Raw genomic sequence first — 11339 nt, 5'->3', positions numbered from 1 at the left:
TATCCACGGCCGGTCCGGACAGGCCCTACGGCGCACCGTGCACGTCGCGGTGCGCCTTCGCCAGCTCCGTGTACATCGTCCCGTTGAGCGTCAGTCCCGCGCGCTCCTCCTGCGTCAGCTCCCGTCGGACCTTCGCCGGGACCCCCGCGACCAGCGAGCCCGGCGGCACCTCCATGCCCTGCGGCACCAGCGCCTGCGCGGCCACCAGGGAACCGGCGCCGATCACCGCGCCGTTGAGCACCGTGGCCCCCATGCCGATCAGGCAGTCGTCCCCCACCGTCGCCCCGTGCACCACGGCGTTGTGCCCGACGGAGACGCGTTCGCCGACCGTGACGGGGAAGCCGGGGTCGGCGTGCAGCGTGCAGTTGTCCTGGACGTTGCTGCTCGCGCCGACCGTGATCGCCTCCACGTCGCCGCGCAGGACCGCGCCGTACCAGACGCTCGCCCCCGCCCCCAGCGTCACGTCCCCCACCACCGTGGCCGTGGGTGCCACGAAGGCGGTCGGGTCCACCTGGGGTTCCCTGCCGCCGATGCCGGTGATCAGCGCCTTGTGCGTCATCGTCGCCTCGCCTCCTGGTCGGGTGATGACAGGCACCGTACGCCAGAGGTGTGGGGTGAAGATCACAGGGCGTGCAGCGGATGGGGGTCACGCCCGGCGACTACGGTGAGCGGGTGCCGAAAAGCAGGAACACGTTCTCGTCCTGGCCACGTCGCCTCGCGCAGCGCGCGGTCCACGCGGGCTGGGCCTGGGTGCAGCGCACGGGCTCGGTGACCGCCGAACACCCCGGCCGCCTCCGCTTCGGCGCGATGGGAACAGGTACCAGGCTCGCCTTCCCGCTCGGCACCGTCTTCGGCGAACCCTGGATCCAGCTCGGCGCGCACTGCGTCATCGGCGAACAGGTCACACTGACCGCCGGGCTGATGCCCGGCCTGGAGCTGGGGCCCGACCCGATCCTGCGTCTCGGCGACGGTGTCGTCCTCGGCCGCGGCAGCCATGTCATCGCCGACACCGCCGTCACCATCGGCAGCGACTGCTACGTCGGACCGTACGTCTACATCACGTCCACCAACCACTCCTACGACGATCCGCACGAGCCCATCGGCAAGCAGTGGCCGCGGATGGACCCGGTGGAGATCGGCCCCGGCTGCTGGATCGGCACCGGGGCGGTGATCCTCCCCGGCGCGCGGATCGGGCGGAACGTGGTGGTGGCCGCGGGCGCGGTGGTGCGCGGCACGGTTCCCGACCACGCCGTGGTCGCGGGCGCCCCGGCCCGGGTGGTACGCCGTTGGACTCCCGGCGAGGGCTGGCAGCCGCCGCTGCGCACGCCGGCGCCGGTGCCGATCCCGGAGGGCGTCACGCCGGAGCAGCTGCGGGCGCTGTCGGCGCTGGACGAGGAGGACGTGGCCCGGCTCGCCGAGCTGGAACCCGGGAGCTGACTGAGGTCCTCACCCCCGAGGACGCGGGACGGACAGCGCCGGGGCGGGCGGGTGCGGGCCCCGCCCGCCCCGGCGCTGCCGGCGGCCGCCGGGACACCACGCCGACGGCCGCCGCACGGCTGTTACGGTGCCGTCATGCGCGCGCCCATCGGCACCTTCGACCACGCCACCCCCGCCCCCGAATGCCTCGACCGGCTCACCGCGCCGGTCGCCGCGGCCGTCCGCGCCTGGAGCGGCAGCGTCCCCGCCGAGCAGATCCTCTACGTCGACACGGACCCCCGCTGGGCCGACACCGCGGTCTTCGTCGAGCACTACGGCCAAGACCTGCTCGAGCGCTCCGCGAACTGCGTGGTCGTGGTGGGCAAGCGGGGCGGCGGGAGCACCCTCGCCGCCTGCGTCGTCCCCTCCACGGCCCGGGCCGACGTCAACGGCGTCGTGCGCCGCCGGCTCGGCGCCCGCAAGGCCTCGTTCGCCCCGATGGACACGGCGACGGGGGAGAGCGGCATGGAGTACGGCGGCATCACCCCGATCGGACTCCCCGCCGGCTGGCCGGTGCTCGTGGACGCGGCCGTCGTCGACCTGCCGTACGTGCTCGTCGGCAGCGGGCGCCGGCAGGGCAAACTCCTGGTGCCGGGCAAGGCCTTCGCCGAGCTGCCCGGCGCGGTCGTACTGGAAGGGCTGGGCGTGGCCTGAGCCCCGGCCGCTCACGGGGACCGGGGCCGGGCCGGCCCGGCGCCCGCACCGGTCGGGTCACGCCGGCCGCCCCGGTCAGGCCGCCGCGTGGTGGGCCAGGGGCAGGTGCGGGTCCTGCTCACCCGGGGCGGGCTCCGGATCGGCGTGGACCAGGGCCGCGGTCAGCCGGGGTACCGCGTGCAGCAGGGCGTGCTCGGCGTCGACCGCGACGCGGTGGGCCTCCCGCACGGTCGCCCCGCCGTCCACCACGACCGCCACCTCGGCCCGCAGCCGGTGACCGATCCAGCGCAGCCGCAGCTCGCCCACCGCGCGCACACCGGGGATCTCGCTCAGCGCCTGCTCGGCCCGGTCCACGAGCGTCGGGTCGACGGCGTCCATCATCCGCCCGAACACCTCCCTCGCCGCGTCCCGCAGTACCAGGACGATCGCCGCCGTGATCGCCAGCCCCACGACCGGGTCCGCGAGCTGCCACCCCAGGGCCGCCCCGCCGGCGCCCAGCAGGACGGCGAGCGAGGTGAACCCGTCCGTCCGGGCGTGCAGTCCGTCGGCGACCAGCGCGGCCGAGCCGATGGCCCGGCCGACCCGGATGCGGTAGCGGGCCACCCACTCGTTGCCCGCGAAGCCGACGAGAGCGGCGACGGCGACCGCCGGGACGTGGTTCATCGGCCGCGGGTCGAGGAGGCGGTCCACCGCCGTCCAGCCCGCGAAGGCCGCGGAGGCCGCGATCGTCAGCACGATCACGACGCCCGCCAGGTCCTCGGCCCGGCCGTATCCGTAGGTGAAGCGACGGGTGGCGGCCCGCCGGCCCAGCACGAAGGCGATCCCGAGCGGTACGGCGGTCAGGGCGTCAGCGGCGTTGTGCACCGTGTCGCCGAGCAGCGCGACCGAGCCCGAGACGGCCACCACGACCGCCTGCGCCAGTGCCGTCGCACCGAGCACCGCCAGGGAGACCCACAGCGCCCGCAGGCCGCGGGCCGAGGACTCGAGGGCGGAGTCGACCTTGTCCGCGGTCTCATGGGAGTGCGGGGTGAGCAGATGGCGGAGGCGGCCGTGGTGGCGGGACAACGCGTCGGGGTGCCCGTGGCCGTGACGGTCGCGCTCGTGGCGGTGCCCACGCGGCTGCTCATGGCTGGGGCTGGGGCCGTGCCGGTGCCGGGGCTCGTGGTCCTGGCCGGGCTCTTGCCGGTCGCTCACGTGGGTCCCCTTCCGGTGCGCGAGGTGGACGGGCTGTCGCCCACGGGGCCATTATGTGCGTATGAGCGCACGCATGCACCTGTCATCTGCGCACGGTGCGCACCCGCGCACACCCGGCGACGAGCAGTTCGCGCTCGCCGCGGAACTCCTGGCCCTGCTCGGTGACCGCACCCGGCTGACCCTGCTGCACGCGCTGACCGGGGGAGAGGCCGACGTGGGCACGCTCACGGAGGTGTGCGGGGCGGCGCGGCCCGCGGTCAGCCAGCATCTGGCGCGGCTACGCCTCGCGGGACTCGTGGACACGCGCAAGGAGGGCCGCAGGGTGATCTACTCACTGCGCGACGGACACCTGCGGCGGCTGGTGGACGAGGCGCTGAACGTCGCCGACCACCGGCTGAACGACCGGCCCCCGCACGACTGAGGCAGCCGGAGAGGCGCTCGGCGCTCGCCCGGTCAGTACGAGGGGCCGTGCCCAGATACTGCTCGGCGAAGGCGGTGGCCGCGGCGCGGGACGTGAACAGACGTCGCAGCCGGGCCGGCGTGGTGCCCGCGCGGAACGGTTCGCCCGCCGCGGTGCCGTGGTAGAGCTCGGAGAGCCACTGCGAGAACTCCTGGTGGTCCCACACGCGCCGCAGGCACGCCTGCGAGTAGCCGGCCAGTCCGCTGTCGTCGCCGCTCGTGAGGTGAGCGGCCAGCGCGTCACCGAGCAGGAAGGCGTCGTGCAGGGCGAGGTTCATGCCCTTGGCGGCGATCGGCGCGACCAGATGCGCCGCGTCCCCGGCCAGGAAGAGGCGCCCGAACGCCATCGGCTCGGTGACGTAGTCGTGCATGGCCAGCACGCGCTTCTCGACCAGCCGCCCCTCGGCCGGAGGGGTGCGCCGGCCGCGCCGAGCCGTCGCCGGAGCTCCGCCCAGACCCGCTCGTGCGGCCAGTCGGCGGGGTCGGAGCCGGGCGGGCACTGGAGGTGGTAGCGGGTCACCCCGGGGCTGCGCGGCATCTGGCCGGCGAACCCGTCCGGGTGGCAGCCGAAGACCACGCTGTCACCGGCCGACGGCGCCTCGGCGAGCAGCGCCGGCCAGCCGATGCCGTAGTCGTGCCGCGCCACACGCGCCCGCTCCGGCGGCAGCGCGCCCGCGTCGCCCCGCGGGCCCCGTCGCAGCCCGCCACGAAGGAGCACTCCACGACCTGCCGCCCGCCGGTCTCCGGGCAGGTGTACGGCACCGACGGCCGGTCGCCGTCCATGTCGTGCAGCCGCACGTCCCGCACGCCGAACCGGATCTGCCCGCCCCGCACGTCCGCGTACGCGCGCACCAGGTCCGTGACCAGCAACGGCTGCGGACGGATCCAGTGGTGACTGCCCGTCAGCTTCCGGTAGGGGGAGCGGTACCGCTCCCCGTGGAAGCGGAACTCGCACGCGGAGTGCAGTTCGGCCCGCTCCAGCAGGTCCCGTGCGAGACCCCGCCGCTCCAGCCCGCGCACCGCCCCTTCCTCGGTCACCCCGGCCCGGGGCCGCCGCTCGATGAACTCCCGCGACCCGGCCTCCAGGGCCAGGCACTCCACACCGGCCGCCCGCAGGATGCTGCCGACCGTGAGCCCGGCCGGACCGGCACTCACGATGACGACCGAAAACCTTTGGGCGGCAAGGGAGTTGGAGTGAAGAGGAGAGGGAAAGGACCGCGTCATCCGGTCATTATGACGGCACGGCACTCGGCTGCGGCCGAGGCGTCGCGCCCTTGTCCACGGCCTGGGACGGCGTGGACCTCAGGCCTGGCCCAGCCGCGGTATCTCGATCGCGGGGCAGCGGTCCATCACCATCTCCAGGCCCGCCGCACGGGCCCGTTCGTAGGCCGCCTCGTCGACGACGTCCAGCTGGAACCAGACCGCCTCGGCACCCTTGGCGACCGCCTCGTCCGCGACGGCCCCGGCCAGTTCGCTGTTCACGAACACGTCCACGACGTCCACCTCGAAGGGGATGTCCGCCAGGGAGGCGTACCCCTGCTCGCCGTGCACCGTCTCGGCCTTCGGATGCACCGGCACCACACGCTTGCCGAAGCGCTGCAGCACCTGGGCGACGCCGTACGCCGCGCGCTGCCGGTTCGAGGACAGGCCCACCACGGCCCAGGTGTCGCCGAGCCCGGTGAGAATCCTGCGGACCGTTGCCTCGTCGCCGTACACCGTGGGCCTCCTGGGGGCGTATCCGTAGTCGTGCCGTAGCAGTCGTCAGGGAGCTGTCCTCCGGACAACGAACCGGAGCGCGGGGTGATTCCCGGGGACACGGGGAACGTCCCGGAGCCACGGCGTCCCCCGAAAGCGTGCGAGATGACTGCGCGGACCCGCTTGTGCGCCTACGCTCGCCTCGTGCTGCGCATCACCGACGCCCGGACCGGCGAACTCGTGGACGCCACCCCCGCCCGGCGGGGCCTCACCCGCGTCGAGGCCCACACGCGCGGGTTCGATCCGACGAACCTGCGCGTGCTGCTCGTCGCCGACCTGCTCGTGCGCGCCCTGGAACTCGGCGGCACCCCGGTGTGGGCGCTGCTCGACGGCGAACGGAACCTGCCCGAACTGCGTGCCGCGGGTGCCGCCCTCGGCGTACGGCCCTTCGAGGACGACCGGGACGCCGGCACGGGGCTGGGGGAGGCCCAGGTCCTGCACGTGGTGAGCGAGGGCGGCGCGACACCCGACGGAGTGCGTGTCGTCGTCGCGCCCGTCCACCAGGAGGGGCCGGGTGACGCGTCGGACGGCGCCGACCGCGCCGATTCCATTGGTGCCGCCGGCCCCGCCGGTCTCACCGCCCCGGACGACCTCGCCGAGCCGGCCGTCCTGCGGCTCGCCCTGCTCACGCACCCCCGAAGCCGTCCGCTGCGGCTCGACCCCGCCGCCCTGGACGAGGCCGAGGGCACCCTCGGGCGCTGGCGCGGTGCGGTCGCCGCCTGGGCGCACCGGTCCTCGCGGCCCATCCCCGACACGGTGCGCGTGGCCCTGCGCACCGCCTGGGAGGACGACCTGGACGCGGTCGGCGTGCTCCGCGTACTCCGCGCGGTGGAGCAGGACGCGGAGGTGCCGGACGGCGCCCGCTTCGAGACGTACGCCTACGCCGACCGGCTGCTCGGCCTCGATCTCACCCGGGACCTGGGGGCCCCGGCATGACCGGGACCTCCGGCGGGGCCGTGCCGACGGAACGCACCGGCTCCACGGAACGCACCGGGGACACCGGGACGGGGCCGTCGCGCCGGCTGGTCGTGCTGCGGCACGCCAAGTCCGCCTGGCTCGAGGGCGTACCCGACCACGACCGTCCGCTCGCCGCGCGCGGCGAGCGCGACGCGCCCGCCGCCGGGCGCGTGATCGCCGGGACCGTCGGCACGCCCGGCCTCGCCCTGTGTTCCACCGCCGTACGCGCGCGCCGGACCTGGGAGCCGGTGGCGGCCCAGTGGGACACACCCCCGCCGGTCCGGCACGAGCCGCGGCTCTACGCCGCCGGTGTTCCCGACCTGCTGGCGGCGGTGCGCGAGGTGCCCGCCGAAGTCGGCACCCTGCTGCTGATCGGCCACAACCCGGGCCTGGCCGACCTCGTCCTGACGCTGGCCGGCGACGGCGTGGGCGACACGCTCGACCGGGTCCGCGCCAAGTTCCCGACCTCCGCGGTCGCGGTGCTCTCCTGGCGCGGCGCCGCCTGGGCGGACCTCGCCCCCGGCACCGCCCTGCTGACCGCGATGACCGTGCCCCGGGGCACCGCGCGGTAGGCCTCCCGGCCCGTCCCCGGCCCTCCCGCGCCCGCCGCCCGTGACCTGCCGCCCGGACGGCTGCGCATAGGGTGGCCGGATGCAGGACGAGTACCGCACCGTCACCCGCGCGGGTGTGCACGAGACCGAGACCAACCGCTCCCGCTTCCTGTGCGCGCTCGCCCCGGCGGCCACCGAGCGGGAGGCACAGGAGTTCGTCGCCGCCGTCCGCAAGGAACACGCCGACGCCACCCACAACTGCTGGGCGTACGTCATCGGCGCGGACGCCTCCGTCCAGAAGGCGAGCGACGACGGCGAACCCGGCGGCACCGCGGGCGTCCCCATGCTCCAGATGCTGCTGCGCCGCGACATGCGGTACGTCGTCGCCGTCGTCACCCGCTACTACGGCGGGGTCAAGCTCGGCGCGGGCGGGCTCATCCGGGCGTACGGCGGGGCCGTCGGCGAGGCGCTGGACAGCGTCGGCACGCTCACCCGGCGCCGGTTCCGGCTGGCCGCGGTGACCGTCGACCACCAGCGGGCCGGCAAGGTCCAGAACGACCTGCGCTCCACGGGACGCGAGGTGCGGGACGTGCGCTACGGCGAGGAGGTCACGATCGAGATCGCCCTCCCGGACGCCGATGTGGACGCCTTCCGGTCCTGGCTCGCGGACGCGACCGCCGGGACCGCCCGCTTCGAGCCGGGCGGTGAGACGTACGGCGACGTGTGACGACCGCAACCGTGCGCCCCGTCGGTTTGGTAAAGGTGCAGTTCAGGCGGGTGTCGCTTCCTCAATGAGGGGCTCGTCGGTGGTGCCGGTGCTGGTTCGGCGCTGACCTGTGGGCACCCCTCGTCATCCCTGGTGACCTGTCCCGTGCTGGTTCCGTGCTGGGGGAAGGCATTGAGTTGCAGGCGGCGGGGCGAGGTCTGGCAGGCGCCGACGAACCGGTCGGCGGCCCGAACCGGTCGGCGGCCTTCTGGTGGACGAAGACGTTCACCGGTCCCAGGCTCTGCGCGGCCATCGTCGAGACCGGCACCGACTCCTGCCGCCTCGCCCGGACCAAAGCCCAGGCCGAACGGTCCATCGGATGACCACGGCCACTCGAACCGTGCAATATCCCCCGGGTTCGTCGGGATGGCTGTCCCTCGAATTGCCTCCGTTTCCCCAGGTCGGCATGGCGTCACGGCGCAGATGGCCCACATGGATCATGGCGGTTCTCCGGGATTCCCGGAGAACCGCCATGATCCATGTGATGTGGCGCGGGGATGGATGGTCGCCGGGAAGCCGGCGCCCACCGGGCGGGCCCCGCCGCGGAGCGAAGCCGCCCGCCGTCCCGGTCACCGTCCTCGCGGTTGGCACCACGGTGCGGAGAGCACCTGGTCCGCAGCCCAAGGCCGCTCAGGATCTCCGGGCGGCCGGGTGGGGCCCACCGAGCTGCGGATGGCCCGCCTGCCGGAGGCGGCGACCGGGTTCCGGTCCGGTCTTGCGCTGTGTCCGGGCCCGGACGAGCCGAAGCCTGAGTACGACACGGTCACGACCACTCTGACCGAGCGCCGGCTCGTCAAGGTGGCTGAGGCGCCGACCGTTCGGCGTCGGCCCCGCGAGGGCAGAATCAGACGTCACTCCGTGCTGCTGCAGACAGCTCCTCAGACCGGCCAGGCAGGAGACGGGCGTAGCCAGTTGCGCGTTCGCCGGAGGGATACCAAATCCGTTGATAATTTGGTGCCATGGACTTTCGCCATCTGGGACGCAGCGGGTTAATCGTCAGTCGGATTGCATACGGCAACTGGCTGACCCGGAGTTCATCGAGAAGCGAAGGGACGGAACTGGCCTGCGTGCGCGCGGCACTTGACGCCGGAATCACCACCTTCGACACCGCGGACGTCTATGCGGACGCCCACGCCGAGGAATCCCTCGGCCGGGCGCTGAAGGGAGAGCGCCGGGAGGGCCTGGAGATTCTCACCAAAGTCTTCGCCCCGGCCGGGCCGGGCCGCAACGACATGGGGCTCTCGCGCAAGCACATCCAGGAGTCGATCGGCAACTCCCTGCGCCGCCTCGGTACAGACCACGTGGATGTCTACCAGGCTCACCGGTTCGACCTCTCCACTCCGCTGGAGGAGACCATGGAGGCCCTCGCCGACGTGGTGCACTCCGGCAAGGCGCACTACATCGGCGTATCCGAGTGGACCGCGGACCAGATCAGGTACGGGTACGCCCTCGCCCGTGAGCTCAAGATCCCCCTGATCTCCAACCAGCCGCAGTATTCAGCCCTGTGGAGGGTGCCCGAGGCCGAGGTCATTCCGGTCTGCGAGGAGCTCGGCCTCGGGCAAATCGTCTGGTCGCCCCTGGCCCAAGGCGTGTTGACCGGCAAGTATCTGCCGGGCGGCAAGTGGCCGGAGGGCTCCCGGGCCACGGACTCGAACGACGGCTCAACGGTCCTGGCCGCCTGGCTGACGGACGACGTCCTCGGCCGGGTGCAGCAGTTGCGGCCGATCGCCGCCGACGGCGGCCTGACGGTCGCGCAACTCTCGCTCGCGTGGGTGCTCCAGAACCCCAGTGTCTCCGCGGCCGTGCTTGGTGCATCCCGGCCCGAGCAGATCACCGAAAACGTCAAGGCGGCCGGCACCAGGCTGGACGACGACGTCATGGCCCGGATCGAAACCGTCCTCGGCCCGGTGGCCAACCGTGACCCGGCGGCCACGGTCGGGAGCAGCCCGTCGTCCCCCGACTGGCGGCTCGCCTGACGGTGCGAGCGTGGGCCTCCTCGCGGACGTATGACACGTCCGCGGGTCCCCTCAGTCAAGTGCCGTGACTTCACCGGTGGTTCACCAGACGATTGGCAACCGCAGCAAGCTCCGTACCTGCATGCCGTCCTTCCATTCCAGTGAATTCATGGGAACGGCACACCGCATGCCGGGCAGCCGCGCGAACAACGCATCGAGTGCCACCTGCATTTCGAGGCGGGCGAGCGGCGCACCCAGGCAACGGTGGATTCCGTACCCGAATCCCAGATGGGGATTGTGCTCGCGGGTCAGGTCGAAAAGGTCCGCGTTCTCGAACACTGATTCATCACGGTTGGCCGAGGGAATGGCAGGAAGTACGGATTCGCCCGCACGGACAAGCGTTCCGCTCAGCTCGACGTCCTCGGTGGCGTAGCGCGCGAAGGTGACATGGGAGATGAGGGGCACATAGCGCAGCAGTTCCTCGATCGCCCTCGGCGTCGACTCGCGCTTGCCCTGAAGCAGTTCCAGCTGCTCGGGGTGGGTGAACAGGACGTACAGAGAGTCGATGAGCTGCGACGAGACCGTCTCGTGCCCCGCGATCAGCAGGACACTCGCCAGCTCCACCAGCTCCTTCTCGGAGAGCTTCTCCTCCTCGTCGCTGGCCTTGACCATGGCGCTGATCAGGTCGTCCTGCGGCTGCTGACGGCGGGCGGCCATCAGCCGCGCGATGTATCCGTGCAACCGCTCGGTGTCCGCCTCGATCTCCTCCTCCGTCATCACGGTCGTGGCGGAAAAGGCGTCGAGCCAGCCGCGGAACCGCTCGCGGTCCTCGAACGGGACACCGAGCAGATCGCAGACGACCGTACCGGCGAAGGGAACCGCGAACCCCTCCATGAGATCGCCTGGTGGCCCCTGAGTGACGAGGCCGTCGATCAGCCGGTGCGCCTCGCCTTCGACCCGGGGACGCAGCAGCTCGACGCGGCGCGTGGTGAAGACCTTTGCCAGAAGCCTGCGCAGCCGGGTGTGGTCGGGCGGGTCCATACCCAGGATGCTGGTGTGGATGGGCAACGGGGTCAGACGGGACTCGTCGTGCTCCGCTGCCATCGCACGGCTGAACCGGTGATCCCCCAGGATCTTCTTCATGTCCGCGTGCTTGGTGACCAGCCAGGCGTCCTCGCCGAAAGGGCAGCGAACCCGGAGGACGGGTTCCTCCTGGCGCAGCTCTCTGTACAGCGGATCGAGGTCCAGAGCGATCGCTTCACTGAAGGGGTAGCTGCGGGGTGACTGCTGGTCGCTCATGCGGACTGCACCTCCGAGAACCGGTCGTAGTGCTCGACGAGGCTCTTGGGCCGCATGTCGGTCCAGTTCTCCTCGACGTACGCGAGGCATTCCTGGTGGGAGGCAGGGCCGTGGACCGTGGTCCACCCCGCGGGCACGGCGGTGAAGGACGGCCACAAGGAGTGCTGTCCCTCGTCGTTGACCAGCACCGAGAAAGTGCCCTCGGTGTCATCCCAGGGGTTGCTCATGATGCGTGACCTTTCCGTGGACGAATGGATGGGGTGATGGCGTGGC

Annotated in this window: 12 protein-coding genes and 2 pseudogenes; 8 read left to right on the top strand and 6 right to left on the bottom strand. The window is 72.7% G+C overall.

What is annotated here, in order from left to right:
* Positions 1-25: 25 nt before the first annotated feature.
* Positions 26-559 carry a gamma carbonic anhydrase family protein gene (locus TU30_RS14875; RefSeq protein ID WP_042169726.1) on the bottom strand — a complete coding sequence of 178 codons (534 nt, stop codon included), beginning with the start codon at positions 557-559 and terminating at the stop codon, positions 26-28.
* Positions 560-672: 113 nt separating this feature from the next.
* Between TU30_RS14875 and TU30_RS14870 the strand changes: the two genes are divergently transcribed.
* Both TU30_RS14870 and TU30_RS14865 read left to right on the top strand, forming a co-directional pair.
* Entirely contained in the window at positions 673-1437 is a 765-nt protein-coding gene (locus TU30_RS14870) for an acyltransferase (protein ID WP_042169872.1), read from the top strand.
* A 135-nt stretch (positions 1438-1572) separates the two neighbouring features.
* Positions 1573-2130, top strand: coding sequence for a YbaK/EbsC family protein (locus TU30_RS14865; protein ID WP_042169724.1), 558 nt, complete (start codon positions 1573-1575; stop codon positions 2128-2130).
* 75 nt (positions 2131-2205) lie between these two features.
* On the opposite strand, the gene TU30_RS14860 is transcribed toward TU30_RS14865, so the two are convergent.
* Positions 2206-3324 (bottom strand): cation diffusion facilitator family transporter, encoded by a 1119-nt coding sequence (locus tag TU30_RS14860; protein ID WP_078878291.1) that lies wholly within the window; start codon positions 3322-3324, stop codon positions 2206-2208.
* A gap of 61 nt (positions 3325-3385) precedes the next feature.
* On the opposite strand from TU30_RS14860, the gene TU30_RS14855 reads away from it, so the two are divergent.
* Positions 3386-3745: a metalloregulator ArsR/SmtB family transcription factor gene (locus tag TU30_RS14855; RefSeq protein ID WP_042169722.1), complete on the top strand. Its 360-nt coding sequence runs from the start codon at positions 3386-3388 to the stop codon at positions 3743-3745.
* 43 nt (positions 3746-3788) lie between these two features.
* Here the strand turns inward: TU30_RS14855 and TU30_RS14850 are convergent.
* Positions 3789-5007, bottom strand: a pseudogene (locus TU30_RS14850) (4-hydroxybenzoate 3-monooxygenase); the annotation flags it as partial.
* 78 nt (positions 5008-5085) lie between these two features.
* A complete protein-coding gene (locus TU30_RS14845; protein WP_042169719.1) occupies positions 5086-5499 on the bottom strand; it encodes a CoA-binding protein in 414 nt (137 codons plus the stop codon).
* Positions 5500-5643: 144 nt separating this feature from the next.
* Between TU30_RS14845 and TU30_RS14840 the strand changes: the two genes are divergently transcribed.
* The 5 genes and pseudogenes from TU30_RS14840 to TU30_RS14820 all read left to right on the top strand — a co-directional run bounded on the left by TU30_RS14840 (position 5644) and on the right by TU30_RS14820 (position 9788).
* Positions 5644-6474, top strand: coding sequence for a hypothetical protein (locus TU30_RS14840; protein ID WP_042169718.1), 831 nt, complete (start codon positions 5644-5646; stop codon positions 6472-6474).
* On the top strand, positions 6471-7067 hold the full coding sequence (locus tag TU30_RS14835) for a histidine phosphatase family protein (protein WP_078878290.1): 597 nt from the start codon (positions 6471-6473) through the stop codon (positions 7065-7067). Before TU30_RS14840 ends, TU30_RS14835 begins: the two co-directional genes overlap by 4 nt.
* A gap of 79 nt (positions 7068-7146) precedes the next feature.
* Positions 7147-7773, top strand: a complete 627-nt coding sequence (locus TU30_RS14830; protein ID WP_042169715.1) for a YigZ family protein — start codon at positions 7147-7149, stop codon at positions 7771-7773.
* Positions 7774-8024: 251 nt separating this feature from the next.
* A pseudogene (locus tag TU30_RS35380) lies at positions 8025-8135 on the top strand (AAA family ATPase); the annotation flags it as partial.
* Between the two features lie 636 nt (positions 8136-8771).
* Positions 8772-9788, top strand: a complete 1017-nt coding sequence (locus TU30_RS14820) for an aldo/keto reductase family protein (protein ID WP_042169710.1) — start codon at positions 8772-8774, stop codon at positions 9786-9788.
* 81 nt (positions 9789-9869) lie between these two features.
* On the opposite strand, the gene TU30_RS14815 is transcribed toward TU30_RS14820, so the two are convergent.
* Positions 9870-11066, bottom strand: coding sequence for a cytochrome P450 (locus TU30_RS14815; RefSeq protein ID WP_042169706.1), 1197 nt, complete (start codon positions 11064-11066; stop codon positions 9870-9872).
* Positions 11063-11293 carry an MbtH family protein gene (locus tag TU30_RS14810; RefSeq protein WP_042169703.1) on the bottom strand — a complete coding sequence of 77 codons (231 nt, stop codon included), beginning with the start codon at positions 11291-11293 and terminating at the stop codon, positions 11063-11065. The genes TU30_RS14815 and TU30_RS14810 overlap by 4 nt, the downstream gene beginning before the upstream one ends.
* Positions 11294-11339 lie beyond the last annotated feature (46 nt).

This window comes from Streptomyces sp. NBRC 110035 (assembly GCF_000829695.1).
In the GTDB taxonomy this organism is placed as follows: Bacteria; Actinomycetota; Actinomycetes; order Streptomycetales; family Streptomycetaceae; genus Streptomyces.
This window is presented reverse-complemented; position numbering and strand designations above follow the sequence as displayed.

Coding starts and splice junctions, on each gene's coding strand:
- TU30_RS14875 (WP_042169726.1), bottom strand. CDS start 559: ATGACGCACAAGGCGCTGATCACCGGCATCGGCGGCAGGGAACCCCAG.
- TU30_RS14865 (WP_042169724.1), top strand. CDS start 1,573: ATGCGCGCGCCCATCGGCACCTTCGACCACGCCACCCCCGCCCCCGAA.
- TU30_RS14855 (WP_042169722.1), top strand. CDS start 3,386: ATGAGCGCACGCATGCACCTGTCATCTGCGCACGGTGCGCACCCGCGC.
- TU30_RS14840 (WP_042169718.1), top strand. CDS start 5,644: ATGACTGCGCGGACCCGCTTGTGCGCCTACGCTCGCCTCGTGCTGCGC.
- TU30_RS14835 (WP_078878290.1), top strand. CDS start 6,471: ATGACCGGGACCTCCGGCGGGGCCGTGCCGACGGAACGCACCGGCTCC.
- TU30_RS14830 (WP_042169715.1), top strand. CDS start 7,147: ATGCAGGACGAGTACCGCACCGTCACCCGCGCGGGTGTGCACGAGACC.
- TU30_RS14820 (WP_042169710.1), top strand. CDS start 8,772: ATGGACTTTCGCCATCTGGGACGCAGCGGGTTAATCGTCAGTCGGATT.
- TU30_RS14815 (WP_042169706.1), bottom strand. CDS start 11,066: ATGAGCGACCAGCAGTCACCCCGCAGCTACCCCTTCAGTGAAGCGATC.
- TU30_RS14810 (WP_042169703.1), bottom strand. CDS start 11,293: ATGAGCAACCCCTGGGATGACACCGAGGGCACTTTCTCGGTGCTGGTC.